The sequence below is a fragment of the Pseudomonas sp. HR96 genome, from assembly GCF_034059295.1.
GTDB lineage: Bacteria > Pseudomonadota > Gammaproteobacteria > Pseudomonadales > Pseudomonadaceae > Aquipseudomonas.
This window is the reverse complement of sequence record NZ_CP139141.1, coordinates 168,946-185,829: the sequence shown is the minus strand read 5'-3', so window position 1 is coordinate 185,829 and position 16,884 is coordinate 168,946. Positions and strand designations below refer to the sequence as shown.

14 protein-coding genes are annotated in these 16,884 nt (G+C 63.3%); 7 read left to right on the top strand and 7 right to left on the bottom strand.

Features of this window, described 5'->3' with window-relative positions; translation table 11 throughout:
• Nucleotides 1–54: 54 nt before the first annotated feature.
• Together oadA and SFA35_RS00860 are read right to left on the bottom strand one after the other, a co-directional pair.
• Nucleotides 55–1,863, bottom strand: a complete 1,809-nt coding sequence (oadA, locus tag SFA35_RS00865) for a sodium-extruding oxaloacetate decarboxylase subunit alpha (protein ID WP_320574192.1) — start codon at nt 1,861–1,863, stop codon at nt 55–57.
• A gap of 11 nt (nt 1,864–1,874) precedes the next feature.
• The gene (locus tag SFA35_RS00860; RefSeq protein WP_320574190.1) at nt 1,875–3,290 is read right to left on the bottom strand and encodes an acetyl-CoA carboxylase biotin carboxylase subunit; all 1,416 of its coding nucleotides are present in this window, start codon (nt 3,288–3,290) and stop codon (nt 1,875–1,877) included.
• A 171-nt stretch (nt 3,291–3,461) separates the two neighbouring features.
• Between SFA35_RS00860 and SFA35_RS00855 the strand changes: the two genes are divergently transcribed.
• A complete protein-coding gene (locus SFA35_RS00855) occupies nt 3,462–4,424 on the top strand; it encodes a LysR family transcriptional regulator (RefSeq protein WP_320574188.1) in 963 nt (320 codons plus the stop codon).
• Here the strand turns inward: SFA35_RS00855 and SFA35_RS00850 are convergent.
• The 3 genes from SFA35_RS00850 to SFA35_RS00840 all read right to left on the bottom strand — a co-directional run bounded on the left by SFA35_RS00850 (nt 4,366) and on the right by SFA35_RS00840 (nt 8,508).
• Nucleotides 4,366–4,575, bottom strand: a complete 210-nt coding sequence (locus SFA35_RS00850) for a PA3496 family putative envelope integrity protein (protein ID WP_320574185.1) — start codon at nt 4,573–4,575, stop codon at nt 4,366–4,368. The two genes, SFA35_RS00855 and SFA35_RS00850, sit on opposite strands and share 59 nt — an antisense overlap.
• A 128-nt stretch (nt 4,576–4,703) precedes the next feature.
• Nucleotides 4,704–5,570 (bottom strand): transcriptional regulator HexR, encoded by an 867-nt coding sequence (hexR, locus tag SFA35_RS00845; protein WP_320574183.1) that lies wholly within the window; start codon nt 5,568–5,570, stop codon nt 4,704–4,706.
• 139 nt (nt 5,571–5,709) lie between these two features.
• Nucleotides 5,710–8,508 (bottom strand): putative bifunctional diguanylate cyclase/phosphodiesterase, encoded by a 2,799-nt coding sequence (locus SFA35_RS00840; protein ID WP_320579236.1) that lies wholly within the window; start codon nt 8,506–8,508, stop codon nt 5,710–5,712.
• Nucleotides 8,509–8,744: 236 nt separating this feature from the next.
• On the opposite strand from SFA35_RS00840, the gene uvrD reads away from it, so the two are divergent.
• The 3 genes from uvrD to SFA35_RS00825 all read left to right on the top strand — a co-directional run bounded on the left by uvrD (nt 8,745) and on the right by SFA35_RS00825 (nt 12,503).
• Nucleotides 8,745–10,925: a DNA helicase II gene (gene uvrD, locus SFA35_RS00835; protein ID WP_320574181.1), complete on the top strand. Its 2,181-nt coding sequence runs from the start codon at nt 8,745–8,747 to the stop codon at nt 10,923–10,925.
• A 196-nt stretch (nt 10,926–11,121) separates the two neighbouring features.
• On the top strand, nt 11,122–11,988 hold the full coding sequence (locus SFA35_RS00830) for a Tim44 domain-containing protein (RefSeq protein ID WP_320574179.1): 867 nt from the start codon (nt 11,122–11,124) through the stop codon (nt 11,986–11,988).
• Between the two features lie 107 nt (nt 11,989–12,095).
• Nucleotides 12,096–12,503, top strand: coding sequence for an SMI1/KNR4 family protein (locus SFA35_RS00825; protein WP_296260677.1), 408 nt, complete (start codon nt 12,096–12,098; stop codon nt 12,501–12,503).
• 10 nt (nt 12,504–12,513) lie between these two features.
• On the opposite strand, the gene SFA35_RS00820 is transcribed toward SFA35_RS00825, so the two are convergent.
• Nucleotides 12,514–14,265, bottom strand: a complete 1,752-nt coding sequence (locus SFA35_RS00820) for a cation:proton antiporter (protein ID WP_320574172.1) — start codon at nt 14,263–14,265, stop codon at nt 12,514–12,516.
• Between the two features lie 231 nt (nt 14,266–14,496).
• On the opposite strand from SFA35_RS00820, the gene SFA35_RS00815 reads away from it, so the two are divergent.
• Nucleotides 14,497–14,982: an acyl-CoA thioesterase gene (locus SFA35_RS00815; protein ID WP_320574171.1), complete on the top strand. Its 486-nt coding sequence runs from the start codon at nt 14,497–14,499 to the stop codon at nt 14,980–14,982.
• A gap of 99 nt (nt 14,983–15,081) precedes the next feature.
• The gene (locus SFA35_RS00810; RefSeq protein WP_320574168.1) at nt 15,082–15,474 is read left to right on the top strand and encodes a DUF3301 domain-containing protein; all 393 of its coding nucleotides are present in this window, start codon (nt 15,082–15,084) and stop codon (nt 15,472–15,474) included.
• 13 nt (nt 15,475–15,487) lie between these two features.
• On the opposite strand, the gene SFA35_RS00805 is transcribed toward SFA35_RS00810, so the two are convergent.
• A complete protein-coding gene (locus tag SFA35_RS00805; RefSeq protein ID WP_320574166.1) occupies nt 15,488–16,468 on the bottom strand; it encodes a CobW-like GTP-binding protein in 981 nt (326 codons plus the stop codon).
• A gap of 34 nt (nt 16,469–16,502) precedes the next feature.
• Here SFA35_RS00805 and SFA35_RS00800 point away from each other — a divergent pair, with 34 nt between their 5' ends.
• A complete protein-coding gene (locus SFA35_RS00800) occupies nt 16,503–16,862 on the top strand; it encodes an NADH:ubiquinone oxidoreductase (RefSeq protein WP_414058450.1) in 360 nt (119 codons plus the stop codon).
• The last annotated feature ends 22 nt before the right edge of the window (nt 16,863–16,884 follow it).

Below are 16,884 nucleotides of genomic sequence, written 5' to 3'. Positions count from 1 at the left end.
CAAAAAAAGGGAGGCCAAAGCCTCCCGAGGTCATGCGTTGCGGGGCAAAGCCGATCAGCCTTCGATCTCCACCAGAATCTCCCCGGGGTTGACCCGGTCGCCCTTGGCCACATGGATCGCGACCACCTTGCCGGCGATGGCTGCCTGCACCTCGGTCTCCATCTTCATGGCTTCGGTGATCAACACCGCCTGCCCGGCCTTGATCACATCGCCTTCCTTGACCAGCACGTCGACGATATTGCCCGGCATTGTCGTGCTGACATGACCCGGCGCGCTGGCCTGGTTGCGTTTGTTGCCGCCACTGGCGGCGACGAACTCGTTGAGCGGTTCGAACACCACCTCTTCCGGCATGCCGTCGATGGACAGATAGAAGTGGCGCTTGCCCTCGGCCTTGACCCCGACCCCGGTGATGTCCACTCGGTAACTCTCGCCATGCACATCGATGATGAACTCGGTCGGCACGCCCTCGCCGCCCGCCTTGGCCGCCGCGCCCGGCTGTGGAATCGGCAGCAGCACTTCAGGGGCCAGGGTGCCCGCCGCGCGCTCTTCCAGGAACTTGCGTCCGATGTCCGGGAACATGGCGTAGGTCAGCACGTCCTCCTCGGTCTTCGCCAGCGTGCCGATCTCCGCGCGCAGCTTGACCATCTCCGGCTTGAGGAGGTCGGCCGGACGTACGTCGATCACCTCTTCGCTGCCGATGGCCTGGCGGCGCAGCTGCTCGTTGACCGCTCCCGGGGCCTGGCCGTAGCCGCCTTGCAGGTACAGCTTCACCTCGTTGGTGATGGTCTTGTAGCGCTCGCCGGCCAGCACGTTGAAGAAAGCCTGGGTGCCGACGATCTGCGAGGTCGGCGTGACCAGCGGCGGGAAGCCGAGGTCTTCACGCACCCGCGGGATCTCCGCCAGCACCTCGCCCATGCGGCTCAGGGCGCCCTGCTCCTTGAGCTGATTGGCCAGGTTGGAAATCATCCCACCAGGCACCTGGTTGACCTGCACGCGGGTGTCCACCGAGGTGAATTCGCTTTCGAACTGGTGGTACTTCTTGCGCACGGCATAGAAGTACAGGCCGATCTCCTGCAGCAGTTCCAGGCTCAGGCCGGTGTCGTAGGGGCTGCCCTTGAGCGCCGCGACCATCGACTCGGTGCCCGGGTGGCTAGTGCCCCAGGCGAAGCTGGAGATGGCCGTGTCGATGTGGTCGACGCCGTTTTCCACGGCCTTGAGCTGGCACATGGCGGCCAGGCCGGCGGTGTCGTGGGAGTGGATGAACACCGGCAGCGACTGTTCGGCCTTGAGCGCCTTGACCAGCTCGCCCGTGGCGAACGGCGTGAGCAGGCCGGCCATGTCCTTGATGGCCACCGAGTCGCAACCCATGGCCTCCATCTGCCGGGCCTGCTCCACGAAGGCCTCGATGGTGTGCACCGGGCTGGTGGTGTAGGCGATGGTGCCCTGGGCGTGCTTGCCGGCCGCTTTCACCGCCTCGATGGCTACGCGCAGGTTACGCACGTCGTTCATCGCATCGAAGATGCGGAACACGTCGATGCCGTTGCTCGCCGCCTTGGCCACGAAGGCACGGACCACGTCATCGCTGTAGTGCCGGTAGCCGAGCAGGTTCTGCCCGCGCAGGAGCATCTGCAGGCGTGTGTTGGGCAGTGCTGCGCGCAGCTGGCGCAGGCGCTCCCAGGGGTCTTCCTTGAGAAAGCGCACGCAGGCGTCGAAGGTTGCGCCGCCCCAGACTTCCAGCGACCAGTAGCCGACCTTGTCGAGCTTGTCGCAGATCGGCAGCATGTCCTCGGTGCGCATGCGGGTGGCCAGCAGGGACTGGTGGGCGTCGCGCAGGATTGTGTCGGTTACAAAAATCTTCTTCATGGTCGTATTCCTTACAAGCCGGCGTGGGCGGCAATAGCGGCGGCAATGGCCAGGGCCAGCTCTTCGGGTTTGCGCTTGATCGAGTAGTTGGTCAGCTGCGGATGGCTCTCGACGAAGCTGGTATTGAACTGGCCGCTGCGAAATTCCGGATTGCGCAGGATTTCCTGGTAGTACGCGGCCGTGGTCTTGACCCCTTGCAGGCGCATGTCGTCGAGGGCGCGCAGGCCGCGGTCCATGGCTTCTTCCCAGGTCAACGCCCAGACCACCAGCTTGAGGCACATGGAGTCGTAGTACGGCGGGATGGTGTAGCCGGTGTAGATCGCCGTGTCGGTGCGCACGCCTGGACCGCCGGGCGCGTAATAACGGGTGATTTTGCCGAAGCTGGGCAGGAAGTTGTTCTTCGGGTCTTCGGCATTGATGCGAAACTGCAGGGCAAAGCCGCGGTGGACGATGTCTTCCTGCTTGACCGACAGCGGCAGGCCCGAGGCGATGCGGATCTGCTCGCGGACGATATCGATACCGGTGATTTCTTCGGTGATGGTGTGCTCGACCTGCACCCGGGTGTTCATCTCCATGAAGTACACCTCGCCCTCGGCAAGCAGGAACTCCACGGTGCCGGCATTCTCGTAGCCCACCGCCCTGGCCGCGCGCACCGACAGGTCGCCGATGTAGGCGCGCTGTTCGGGGGTCAGCTGTGGGCTGGGGGCGATCTCGATAAGCTTCTGGTTGCGCCGCTGGATCGAGCAGTCGCGCTCGAACAGGTGCACCACGTTGCCGAAACTGTCACCCAGCACCTGGGCCTCGATGTGCTTGGGGTTGACGATGCACTTCTCGAGGAACACCTCGGCCGAGCCGAAGGCCTTGGTCGCTTCGGAGATGACCCGGGGAAAGGCTTGTTCCAGCTCCTCGCGGCTGTTGCAGCGGCGGATGCCGCGGCCGCCACCGCCGGAGGTGGCCTTGAGCATCACCGGGTAGCCGATGCGATCACCCTCGACCAGCGCCTCGTGAATGTCGGCGACATTGCCTTCGGTGCCGGGGGTGACTGGCACGCCGGCCTGGATCATGCTGCGCCGGGCCTCGGTCTTGTCGCCCATGCGGCGGATGACATCAGCCGAGGGGCCGATGAATTTCACCCCGCGTTGCGCGCAGATCTCCGCCAGCTCGGCATTTTCCGACAGAAAGCCGTAGCCTGGATGCAACGCATCACAGCCGGTCTCCACGGCCAGATTGACCAGTTTGCGCGGGTTCAGGTAGCCGGCCAAGGGCTCGGCACCAATGCTGTGAGCTTCGTCGGCACGTTTGACGTGCAAGGCGTGGCGGTCGGCTTCGGAGTAGATAGCCACCGACCGGATGCCCATTTCCGCGCAGGCTCGCACGATTCTTACGGCGATCTCGCCACGGTTGGCGATCAGGATCTTTTTTATCACTTTGGACGTTCCTCGACCGAATCAATCGAACCGGGCTGAGCCGGTTGCCTTGTCACCATAGTCGTGCCCAGTGATTAACAAAAATCAATATTTGTTGGGGGTGCCATAAGCTAAAGCTTATAGTTGCACGAACGTGCCGCGATCATGCGGCGAACCCGGGGGTGTGACAGCGTGCGAAAGTCTCTCATGCGAATGACTCTGCGCCAGTTGCAGGTCTTCAACGAAGTCTGCGATCTGCGTTCCTACAGCCGGGCAGCCGAGGAAATGTCCCTGACTCAGCCAGCGGTGAGCCTGCAGATTCGCCAGTTGGAAGAGCTGGTGGGCCAGCCGTTGTTCGATTATGTCGGCAAGAAGCTCTACCTCACGGAGGCGGCCCAGGCATTGCAGCGCGCCAGCCGGGACATCTTCGGGCGCCTGGAAAACCTCGACATGCAGCTGGCGGACCTGCAGGGCTCGCTGCAAGGCCAGCTGAAGCTGGCAGTGGAGTCCAGCGCCAAGTATTTCGTGCCGCACCTGTTCGCAGCCTTCAAGCGCCAGCACCCGGAGGTCAACCTGCAGCTGAGCGTGGTCAACCGCGCTCAGGCAATCCGCCGCCTGGCCGACAACCGCGATGACCTGACGGTGATGTCAATGGTGCCCCAGGACATGGGCCTGGACTTCATGCCGTTTCTCAACAACCCCATCGTCGCCGTGGCCACCCCCGAGCATCCCCTCAGCCAATTGGCCCAGCTGCGCCTGCAGGACCTGGAACCCTGGACCTTGCTGGTGCGCGAACAGGGCTCGGGAACGCGCATGGCGTGCGAGGAGTACTTCAAGGAGAAACGCGTGCACTTCAGCCAGACGCTGGAAGTGGCGTCGGCCGACGCCCAGCGCGAGTGCGTGATCGCCGGCCTGGGGGTGGCCCTGCTGACCCGGCATGCGGTCAACCTGGAGTTGGCCACCGGAGCGCTCAAGGAGCTGGCCGTTGAAGAACTGCCGTTGTATCGCAGCTGGTGCGTGGTGCAGGCCAAGGCCCGGCGCCAGTCACCGGTGGCGCTGGCCTTCCAGGCCTTCATCCGCGCCGAACGGGCGCAGATCAGCGTGCTTGCTGGGCGTTTTGATGGTCTGCCGAAGGGGCTTCCTGCCAGTAGTTGAGGTCGGGATAGTCGGCGATTTCGCTGAGCAGGCGGCGCTGCTCGCTGTGGCTTTCGATGGCCCGGCGAAATTCCATGCGACGCTGGTCTTCCTGTTGACGCCGGGTCTTGCTGCTGGACGGTTGCTGCGCGTCTTCGTGATTACGAGCCATGCCCTGTCTCCCAGTTCGAGTTCGGAGAGCCTAGAGTGGCGGTCGCGGATGACGGTTTGAGGGCAGCTTGGTGAAGTTTTGTGGTGCTGGCAGGCTCTGGTGTACGAGGGCTCCAAGCGACCTCGAATCTAGTCGTCCAGCGCCTTGTGCGACTTGGGCGACAGCCGCAGGCTGCGCAGGCTGCGTTTGACGCTCTTGAGGTGATTGACCAGGGTCGGCCCACGGGCCATGGCCACGCCCATGGCCAGCACGTCGATCACCACCAGGTGAGCGATGCGCGAGGTCAACGGCGTGTAGATTTCGGTGTCCTCGTGCACGTCGATCGCCAGGTTGACGGTGGACAGCTCGGCCAGGGGCGTCTGGCTCGGGCACAGAGTGATCAGCGAGGCGCCGCTCTCACGCACCAGGTTGGCGGTAATCAGCAGGTCCTTGGAGCGCCCGGATTGGGAAATGCAGATCGCCACGTCGGTAGGCTTGAGGGTCACCGCCGACATCGCCTGCATGTGCGGGTCGGAATAGGCAGCCGCAGTCAGCAGCAGGCGGAAGAACTTGTGCTGGGCATCGGCCGCCACCGCGCCCGAGGCACCGAAACCGTAGAACTCCACGCGCTGCGCTGCCGCCATGGCGGTCACCGCGCGCTGCAGGGCTTCGGGGTCGAGCTTCTCGCGCACTTCGATCAGGGTGTGCAAGGTGGTGTCGAAGATCTTCAGGCTGTAGTCAGCCACCGAGTCGTCTTCGTGGATGGCGAACTGACCGAAGCTCGCGCCGGCTGCCAGGCTCTGCGCCAGCTTGAGCTTGAGGTCCTGAAAACCGGTGCAACCAATCGCCCGGCAGAAGCGCACGATGGTCGGCTCACTGATGCCGACATGATGCGCCAGGTCCGCCATGGAGCTGTGCATGACCGCCGCCGGGTCGAGCAGCACGTGGTCTGCGACCTTGAGTTCCGACTTGCGCAAGAGATGGCGCGACTGGGCAATGTGTTGCAAGAGGTTCAAGGGCAGGACTCAGTTATTATTTGACGGACCGGCAGCAGCGGACCGGGGGAAACATTCTTGTAGTTATACTACATGACCTTGTTTTCGCACAGTCAAAGTGCTGACGCAGACCGGACAAAATGCCGGACTCCCGTCACTTTCACTGCCAGGCCCCCAGCGGCTCCCCTTGCTGCTCGCTGACCAGCATCGCCGCCAGTGCCTGCGCCGACAGCGGCTCACTGATCAGGTAGCCCTGCACTTCGTCGCAACCGTGCTCGCGCAGGAAGCTCAATTGGGCCTGGGTCTCCACGCCCTCGGCAACTACTTGCAGCTTGAGCTGGTGGGCCATGGAAATGATCGCCTGAATGATCGCCGCGTCCTGCTCGCCTTCCTCCAGGCCGCGAATGAACGCCTGGTCGATCTTCACGTAATCCACCGGGAAGCGCTTGAGGTAGCTCAGGGAAGAATAGCCGGTGCCGAAATCGTCGATGGTCATTTTCACGCCCAGTGTCTGCAACTGGCGGAAGATCGAGATGACGTGTTCGACGCTGTCGAACAGCCGCGTCTCGGTCAGCTCCAGCTCCAGCAGCGGGCCAGGCAGCCCGGTGTCTTCGAGCACCTGGCGGACCATGCTGAGCAGCTTGCCCTGGCGTAGCTGATACACCGACAGGTTGACCGACACGCGCACGTCGGGCAGACCGATGCGTTGCCACTCGCGCACCTGCCAGCAGGCCTGGCGCAAGACCTTTTCGCCGATCTGATTGATCAGCCCGGTCTCCTCGGCCAGGGCAATGAACTCGCCGGGGCCGATCAGCCCGCGCACCGGATGGCGCCAGCGTACCAGCGCCTCGGCGGCGTCCAGACGTTGCAGGCGCAGGTTGAGCTTGGGCTGGTAGAAAACCTCCAGCTGGTCCTCCTCGATAGCCTTGCGCAGCTGGTTTTCCAGCTGCAGCCGCTCGACATTGGTGGCGCGCAGGCTCTCGGTGAAGAATTCGAAGATATTGCCGCCCAGGTGTTTGGCCTGGCGCATGGCCATGTTGGCCTGGCTGAGCAGTTCCGGCACCTCGCGGGCATTCTCCGGCAGCAGGCTGATGCCTACCGATGCGCTGACCACCACCTCTTCGTCATCGATCCAGTGCGGCGCCCGCAGTTTGCCCAGCAGGCGATCGGTAACCCGGGCCAGACTCGACAGGCTGGCGTAGGCGTCGAACAGCACACCGAACTCGTCACCGGACAGCCGCGCAATGGCCACTGCCTCGGGCAAGGCGCTGCCGATGCGCCGGGCCACCTCACGCAGCACCTGGTCGGCACTCTCGTGGCCGAAGCTGGCGTTGATGATCTTGAAACGGTCCAGGTCAATGTGCAGCAGGGCCAGGCTGCGGCCGCCCTGGCGTACCCGTTGGTGGGCCTCGCGCAGACGCTCGCGGAACAGCGTGCGGTTGGCCAGCCCCGTCAGCTCGTCGAAGTGGCTGAGGTAGCGCATGCGCTCCTCGGATTCGCGGCGCTCGGACAGGTCGGCGAAATAGGCCACGATATTGATGGTCTTGCCCTGGTTGTCGCGCACGGTATTGAGCTGCAGCCACTGCGGGTAGAGCTGGCCGTCCTTGCGGGTTTCCATCAGTTCGCCCTGCCAGGTGCCCTGCTGGGCCAGGGCCTTCTGGATTTGCGTGAGGTGGCGGCGGGCGTCGTGGCTGCTGGGTAGTTCTGCTACATATTTGCCGATGACGTCCTCGGCGGGAAACCCGGTGACCCGGGTAAAGGCCTGGTTCACCGCCAGCATCCGGTAGCTGCCATCGAGCACGGCGATGCCCTCGCTGGCTGCATCGAACACCGTGGCGGCCAGCCGCTGCTGCTCCTCGAGGACCTTGCTGGCACTGATGTCGCGGCGCGTGCCGGCCATGCGCGTGACCCGCCCGGAGGGCGCATGCTCGACCGCGCGACCGCGGTCTTCCAGCCAGACCCAGTGGCCGTCGCGATGGCGAATGCGGTACTGCACCCGATAATCCTCGGTACGCCCGCGCAAGTGGCCGCGCAGGGCCTGCTTGAGCACCGGCAGGTCCTCGGGGTGCAGCAGCGGCAACAGGTGTTCGAGCATGGTTGCCGGGTGCTCCGGCTCGACCCCCAGCAGCTCCTTGAGGTGGCTGTGGTGCACCTCATCGCTCACCAGGTTCCAGTCCCACAGGCCAAGGGCACTGGCGTCCAGCGCCATGGCCAGCCGCTCCTCGCTCTTGCCCAGCGCCTGGTTGGCGGCGTCGAGGTCAGCGCTGCGCTCGGCCACCCGCCGCTCCAGGCTGACCTGTGCCTCGCGCAAGGCCGCTTCCACCAAGCGGCGTTGATCGATCTCCTCGGCCAGCTCCTGATTCAACAGCTCACTGCGGCTCTGCGCCGCCTGCAGGTGGGTGATCAGCTCCTGGTTGTGGAACCGTCGCAGCAGGCTGCGCTCGATCAGCCGGTGTACCTGCCAGGCGACCACGAACAATGCCACCAGCAGGATCAGCCCAAGCCAGCCCCAGCCATGCTGGCTGGGGTCGTCGATATAAATGAAGGAGTAGACGATCGGCGGGACCAGGCACGGCAGTGCGAAACTGAGAAAACCCGGCAGGCTGACCGCGTAAGCCACGCTGGCCGAGAGGGTTGCCGCGCCCAACAGGCCGAAGACCCAGGCCTGTTGGGCGAAATTGTCTGCCGGCACCAGGGCGATGGCCGCACAGCCCAGGGTCAGGCCGCTGGTGGCCGAGCCCAGCATGAAGGTGCGCAACCACAGCGGGTTGGCCTGGCGTTCAGGCTGCGCCGAATCGAACGCTGCCACCTGGATGACTCGCAGCGCGGTCAAGGCCATCAACCAGACCAGCCAGGCGCTGACCACCAGATAATGCCGAGGGGCGGCCAGCAACCAGGCGCAGAGCAGGCCATTGACCAGCATGAACAGCGTCGGCAGCAGTGACCCTTGATAGAGCATGCGCGTGCGTTCGAGCGCCAATTGCCCGATAAAGGCGCTGCCGCTCGCACCGGCGAATGGTTCAGATGTGTCTGGCACGCGGGTTTGGCGAATCATTGGCGGTAGTCTGTATTGTCTGCTGCTAAGCCTTGCAAGGAGCATACACAAGCAGGGCATGGGACCAAAGTGGCCATTTATTATTGACCGATTGAATGCGGCGTTTGCTCCCAAGTCATTGCGCACCCTAAAATGCCGGAATGCGCGATGACCTCTCCCTTCTGCTGAACTCCCTCAACGATGCCCAACGGCAGGCCGTAGCGGCCCCGCTCGGGCGCCAACTGGTGCTGGCCGGTGCCGGCTCGGGCAAGACCCGGGTGCTGGTGCACCGGATTGCCTGGCTGATCCAGGTCGAAAACGCCTCGCCACACTCGGTGCTGTCGGTGACCTTCACCAACAAGGCGGCCGCCGAGATGCGCCAGCGTATCGAGCAGCTGATGGGCATCAACCCGGCCGGCATGTGGGTGGGCACCTTCCACGGCCTGGCGCATCGCTTGCTGCGGGCGCACTGGCAGGAGGCCGGGCTCAAGCAGAATTTCCAGATCCTGGACAGCGACGACCAGCAGCGCCTGGTCAAGCGGGTGATGCGCGAGCTGGGTCTCGACGAGCAGCGCTGGCCCGTACGCCAGGCCCAGTGGTTCATCAACGGGCAGAAGGACGAGGGCCTGCGCCCGCAGAATATCCAGCCCGGTGGCGATCTGTTCCTGGCGACCATGCGTTCGATCTACGAAGCCTACGAGGCGGCCTGCGACCGCGCCGGGGTCATCGACTTTTCCGAGCTGCTGCTGCGCGCGCTGGACCTGTGGCGCAACAACCAGGGTCTGCTGGAGCACTACCAGCGGCGTTTCCGCCACGTGCTGGTGGACGAATTCCAGGACACCAACGCCGTGCAGTACGCGTGGCTGCGGCTGCTCGCCAAGGGCGGCGACAGCCTCATGGTGGTGGGCGACGACGATCAGTCGATCTACGGTTGGCGTGGGGCGAAAATCGAAAACATTCACCAGTACTCTGCCGATTTCCCCGATTCGCAGATGATCCGCCTGGAGCAGAACTACCGCTCCACCGCCGGCATCCTGAAAGCAGCCAACGCCTTGATCGCCAACAACAGCGGGCGCCTGGGCAAGGAACTCTGGACCGAAGACGGCGACGGTGAACCGCTGAGCCTGTACGCCGCATTCAACGAACACGACGAAGCGCGGTACGTGGTGGAAACCATCGAAAGCGCGCTCAAGACCGGCCTGGCACGCAGCGACATCGCCATCCTCTACCGCTCCAACGCCCAGTCGCGGGTGCTGGAAGAAGCCTTGCTGCGTGAACGCATCCCGTACCGCATCTACGGTGGCCAGCGCTTCTTCGAGCGCGCGGAAATCAAGAACGCCATGGCCTACCTGCGCCTGCTCGATGGCCGCGGCAACGATGCCGCGCTCGAGCGGGTAATCAATGTGCCACCGCGCGGCATCGGCGAAAAAACCGTCGAGGCTATCCGCGAGCACGCCCGCCACGCCAGGTTGTCGATGTGGGAAGCCATGCAGCAGCTGGTGACCAACAAGGGCCTGACCGGCCGCGCCGGCAACGCCATCGGCGCCTTCACCGCGCTGATTGAAGACCTCGCCACGCGCACCGCCGAGCTGCCGCTGCACAGCATGACCCAGCTGGTCATCGAACATTCCGGGTTGATCACCTATCACCAGGAAGAAAAAGGCGAGAAAGGCCAGGCTCGGGTGGAAAACCTCGAGGAACTGGTCAGCGCCGCGCGCAACTTCGAGACCGCTCCGGAGGACGACGAGCTGACGCCGCTGGCCGCCTTCCTTGGCCACGCCTCGCTGGAAGCCGGGGACGCCCAGGCCGATGAGCATGAAGACAGCATCCAGCTGATGACACTGCACAGCGCCAAGGGCCTGGAATTCCCTTATGTGTTCCTGGTGGGTATGGAAGAAGGGCTGTTCCCGCACAAGATGAGCCTGGAAGAGCCTGGCCGACTGGAAGAGGAACGACGCCTGGCCTATGTCGGCATCACCCGGGCCATGCAGCAATTGGTGATGTCCTACGCTGAAACGCGGCGACTGTACGGCAGCGAGACCTACAACAAGGTGTCGCGCTTTGTCCGTGAAATTCCTCCCGGGCTGGTCCAGGAAGTGCGGCTGTCCAACAGCGTCAGCCGTCCTTTCAGCAGCCCGCAGCAGCAGACCTCCAGCCTGTTCGGTGGCGCCGCCATCCCGCAGACCGCCTTCAGCCTCGGCCAGCGCGTACAGCATTCGGTGTTCGGCGAGGGCGTGATCCTCAACTTCGAAGGCTCCGGCGCCCAGGCCAGGGTGCAGGTCAACTTCGCCGAGGGCAGCAAGTGGTTGATGCTGGGGTATGCCAAGCTGGAGGCGTTGTAGGGGTTTGGCCTGTCTTGAGGCTGTGATCGCCTCTCGAGTGGCGCGACCAAGCCGGGCGCTTGGACGCCTCACCGCTAATTTGTAGGAAATTTCTGATATTTCTGTAGTCCATGTAACGGCTAGAAACACTCTGTCGCTGGTCATGCACGGTACTCCTGTGCAACATGGCCTGCGTGCAATCACCAAGGACTTCCTTATGCAACGTTTTCTCAGCATCGCCCTGGCGCTGATCATCGGTCTGACGATGAGCCTCGACGCCCAGGCCAAGCGCTTCGGCGGCGGCAAGAGCTTCGGCGCGGCGCCGACTCACCAGACCCGCCAGGCTGCCCCTACCTCGCCAAGCGCCGGCCCTGCGGCCGCAGGCGCCGCTGCTCCGGCGGCCGCTGGTGGCGCATCGCGCTGGCTGGGCCCATTGGCCGGCATCGCCGCCGGTGGTCTGCTGGCTTCGATGTTCATGGGCGGTGGCTTCTCCGGGGGCGGTTTCCTCGACATCATCATCCTCGGCATCATTGCCTTCATGATCTTCCGCTTCATTGCCGCCCGTCGCCGCAAGTCGCCGGAATTCGCCTCTACCGCTGCCGCCGGTGCCGGCGCGCCGTATCAGCGTGAAATCAATCCGCAGGCACAACAGGCTTCGATCTTCGGTGGCTCGGCTGCGCCACTGGCTTCCGCTCGTCCGGCGCTCAACGCTCCGGCGTGGTTCAACGAACAGAGCTTCCTGGCCGCTGCGCGCAACCATTTCCAGTCGCTGCAGCAGCATTGGGACGCCAACGAGATGGACAAGATCGCCGAGTTCGTCACCCCGCAAATGCTGCAGTTCCTCAAGCAGGAACGTGCTGACCTGGGTGACGGCTTCCAGTCGACCTACATCGACGACCTGTCGGTGGTGCTCGACGGCGTCGATGATCGGGCCGACAAGACCATCGCCACCCTGACCTTCAGCGGCGTCTCCAAGACCTCGCGGTTCGACAAGGGCGAGGCCTTCAGCGAAAGCTGGAACATGGAACGTCCACAAGGCGAGAACCAGCCTTGGCTGGTCGCCGGTATCCGCCAGAACGGCTGAGCCTGACGCGTTGCACAAAAACCCCGGACTTGCTCCGGGGTTTTGCATTCCTGCCTTTGCAGCTAAGGTATAAAGCGCTACGCGTAATCTTGTCAGAGGAAACAATCGTGGAAGAAGTCATCGAGCAACTCCGAGAAGCCAACGAGCCGGTGCCCGTGCCCCTGGAATTACCGGACGAAGACCAGTTGGTGGAAATTGAAGAACAGCTGTTCATCAACATCCCTTTCGTCTTCAAGGAGTTTCTGCTCACCGTCAGCGACGTGGTCTACGGCAGCCTGGAACCGGTCACCGTGACTGACCCGCAGTCGCATACCTACTTGCCGGAGGTCGCCGCTACCGCCTGGGACATTGGTGTGCCTCGCGAGTTGATTCCTATCTGCCAGGACGGCGAGGACTACTACTGCGTCGAGGAAGACGGCACCGTGGTGCTGTGGTCCGGCGAAGAAGAGCTGGTCACCGAAGACAGCTGGGAGTCGGTGTGGCACTGGGCGCGGGACGTCTGGCTGGAAAGCTGATCGCCAGCGGTCAGTGGTCGGGCCGCTCCAGGGTTTCCAACAGCGCCAGCTGCATGCGCGTATGAACCCGGATGAACCATCGCCACAACAGGGCTGCCACCCCGGCAGCCAGCGCGCCGATGATTACCAGCAATTCCAGCGTCGGCAGGATGCTCGCCGACAGCGCCGCCAGCAGCAGGAAAATCAGCAGCAACGACAGCAAGGGAATCACCTCGGCCACCACGCGCCGTACCCGCTGGGTATGGCGCCCAGCCATCTCTGCCTTGACCCCCAGCTCTGCCAGCAACAGAGAAAGCGCCTTGAGCTTGCAATAGGCCGCGATAAGGAACGGCAGCGATAGCAACAGCGCGCCGCCCCACACCAGCGCCTTCTGCCGGCTTTCCACCCCCACCCAGTCGTACAACCAGGCGCCCAGGCTCTCGACGAAATACGCCCCGCTGACAAAGATCGCCACGACCAGCGCCAGGTTGACCCCGACCTGCAGCACGATGCGCCGGATCATTGTTGCCAGCGCCGCACTCTGACCCTGCGGCTGAATGCTGCGCAGCCACTCACCGTACATGCGCAGTACCCGCGCGACTCGGCGCGGCATGGCCCGGGAGAGCATCAGCGCGAACGGGTCGGCGGCGCGAATCAGGTACGGCGTGGTCAGGGTCGTCAGGACCGACACGGCCACCGCCACCGGGTAAAGGAAATGGCTGGTCACCTGCAGGCTGATGCCCAGTGCGGCGATGATGAACGAGAATTCGCCGATCTGGGACAAGCCCATCCCGACGCGCAGCGAAGTACGTCCATCGTTGCCCGCCAGGAATGCGCCCAGCCCGCAGGAGACGATCTTGCCAACAATGACCGCCGCCGAGATCACCGCAATGGGCCAGGCGTATTCAACGAGCACCTGGGGGTCGATCAACAGGCCGATGGCAACGAAGAATATTGCGCTGAACATGTCGCGCAGCGGTGCCACCAGGCGCTCTATCTGCTGCAGCTGGCGAGCCTCGGCCATGATTGCGCCGATCAGGAAGGCGCCCAGCACCATGCTGTACTCCAGTTTGACCACCAGCAGGCAAAAGCCGAAGCACAGCCCCAGCACCGTCACCAGCAGCACCTCGTCACTCTGGAAGCGTGCCACGTAGGCCAGCACCTTGGGCACCAGAACGATACCCACCACCAGCGCCACGACCATGAACAGCGAGAGCTTGCCCAGGGTCGACGCCACTTCACCGGAGCTGACCGACCCGCTGACCGCCAGCCCGGACAGCAGCGCGATGATGCCGATTCCCAGGATGTCTTCGACGATCAGCACGCCAAAGATCAGCTGCGCGAAGCGTTGGTCTTTCATTTTCAGGTCGGTGAGCGCCTTGACGATGATGGTGGTCGACGAGATGGCCAGGATGGCGCCAAGGAACATCGCATCCATGTTGCTCCAACCAAACCATTGGCCGATCGCGTAGCCCAGCCAGATCATCAGGCCTATTTCCAGAAACGCCGCAATGAACGCCGTGGCGCCCACCTTGAACAGCTTGCCGAGGCTGAACTCCAGCCCCAGACAGAACATCAGGAAGATGACCCCCAGTTCGGCCAGGGTACGGATGGTGTCTTCGTCGTGAATCAGGCTGAAGGGCGGCGTATGCGGACCTATGATCAGTCCCGCAACGATGTAGCCCAGCACCACCGGTTGCTTGAGACGGTGGAATACTACGGTGACGACGCCTGCGATCAGCATGATTACTGCCAGATCCTGAATGAAAGCTATGGCATGCATGGCAGGCTCCCTGTCACCGGAAATGTCTTCCCCTGGAATCTGCGAGGTTAGCACCCGAGACAGCGCGGCAAGGGTCGGTGCAATATATGGAAACAGTTCAGCCTGCAGGCTGGAGGATCACGAGTGACCTGGCGGCGCTGCCGCTCGTCCGCTCTACCGAGTCCTGTAAATATGCCAAAGCGCCAGCATTCGGCGCGGCTTAATTCCACGCAAACCGATCGTGAGCCTGATATGGAACCCGGAAACGCCCAGTTATCGATGACCGTCCTGATGACGCCCGACATGGCCAACTTCTCCGGCAATGTGCATGGTGGCACCCTGCTCAAGTACCTCGATGAAGTGGCCTATGCCTGCGCCAGCCGCTATGCCGGCCGCTACGTGGTGACCTTGTCGGTGGACCAGGTGATCTTTCGCGAGCCGATTCACGTCGGCGAGTTGGTCACCTTCCTGGCCTCGGTCAACTACACCGGCAACACCTCGATGGAGGTAGGCATCAAGGTGGTCACGGAAAATATCCAGCAGCGCTCGGTGCGCCACACCAACAGCTGCTTCTTCACCATGGTGGCGGTCGACGACCAGCGCAAACCGGCCCAGGTGCCGCCCTTGCAGCCCGAAACCAGTGAAGACAAGCGCCGCTTCATCCAGGCTCAGCAACGCCGGCAGATTCGTCAGGAGCTGGAAAAACGGTATCAGGAAATGCGCAACGAAGCGCCCTGATCCGCCCGTCCCAGGCCATACTGCAACGGTCGCAAAGTCACCTGTACGGCAGCCCGTGCGGGCGGTTAAGCTGAGCGCATTCTGCCGGAGCGCCCCTCGATGTTGACCCTCGGAAATATGTTCGTGCTGATGGTACTGGCCACGATTTGCGCGTGGCTTTGGCACAACCATGGCTTGCGCGAAAAGGCGCTGGACAAGGTCAAGCAGCACTGCGCCAAGCTTGACCTGGAACTGCTCGACGAAAATGTGGCGTTCAAGCGGCTGCGCCTGGCCCGTGACGCTCAGGGCCGCAAGCGCCTGGCGCGGGTCTACGACTTCGAGTTCACCGTCACCGGCGAGCAGCGTCACCCGGGCACCATCACGCAGTTTGGCGCCCACGCCGCCATCATCGAACTGGCGCCTTACCCGTTCGAAATAAAGACAGCCCCGCCTTCGGCAGAAATTATCGAGATGAGCCAATGGCGCCAGGAGCACAAGCGCTGGCGGCCATGATCTGTGCCGCTGCTCATGCGACTCTCAGGCAGCTCAACGCGGTGTGCAGCGCGGCTTGATCCTGCGGCGTGGCGAAGATCAACTCCAGACGCGAATCCCGTCTCCACTCGCTGCTGCGCCACTGCAAGAGGGTGTTATCCACGGCGTTCAGCGAATGCCAGCCGTCTGGACTGCGCACCACCAGCTTGGCCCGTCGAAACGCCAGCTGCCGCAACCACGCCTCAAGCGCCGCGCGCTCGAACTGCACGCTCGCATGCCAGCGCCAGCCGATACTCCAGCCTTCGGCCTGGGCATTGATCTGACACACTGGCTCGTCGGCACTGCGCCATAGGGTGGACAGTGCCGGCGCTGTCGAAGGGTGTCGGCGCTCATCCAAGGTCAGGCGGCCCGATGCCTGGCCAATCGTTGCAGTCTGCGGCAGGTCGGCCAGCGCCAGCTGGTCGGCATCACGCCAGTCCAGGGTTGGCGAATCGGCCAGGTCCGCTGCCAGCGCCAAGCGGCATGAATCTTCGAGCTGAGCACTCTTGTTCATCACCAATAACCCGGCCTGTTCCAGCGCAGCCTGCTGGCTATCTGGCAAGTGATAGCCTTTAGCCATGCTTGCAGCATCCAGCACCATCACCAGCGGCTGCACATCGAGCACGCCTTGCCAGGGCGGCTCACCGAGTTGCTGCAACAACTGTACGGGATGACCCAGCCCTGAGGGCTCGATGAACAATCGATCAGGCCGCGCCTTGCGCAGCAGCCGCGCCAGCCCCACCTGAAAAGGCGCGCCGTTGACGCAGCACAGGCAACCACCAGCGACCTCGCCGAGTGCGATACCATCGTCGTCGCTTGCCAGCAAAGCAGCGTCCAGGCCTATCGGGCCGAACTCGTTGATCAGCACCGCCCAGCGCTCGGTGGGCGGCCGTTGCCCCAACAGGTGCCGGATCAACGTGGTCTTGCCAGCGCCCAAGGGGCCTGCGATCACATGAGTCAAAATATTTTGCAGCATGGTCTGAAAGTCGTCAGGAGTAGGTTGGATGCGGATGTGCAGTTTATGGGTTCTGCTGATCATCAGCAGCGATGCCTTGGCCCAGGCCTGTGTGGTGCACAGCCAGGGCGAGCGGCTCGACGTGCAGGTGTGCCAGCAGAACCGCAACATTCCGGAGAAACTGTTCCACGACGGTTTCTGCCAGCCCAACCTGCCAGGGCAAAAGGTCGAGGTCCAGTTCGTCGATCAATGTCCTGCTGGCGCGTTCGGCGTGTGCAACTCCGCCCAGGTGGAAAACATGCCCTACCGACAGGATATCCACTACTACGGAGTCGCCAGCGACACAGCCTACCTGAAGCCCTTTTGCGAGCAAAAGAGCCAGGGGCAATGGCAGGTCCCCTCCGCCTCACAGTGATGTTCCACGTGGAACTTCAATG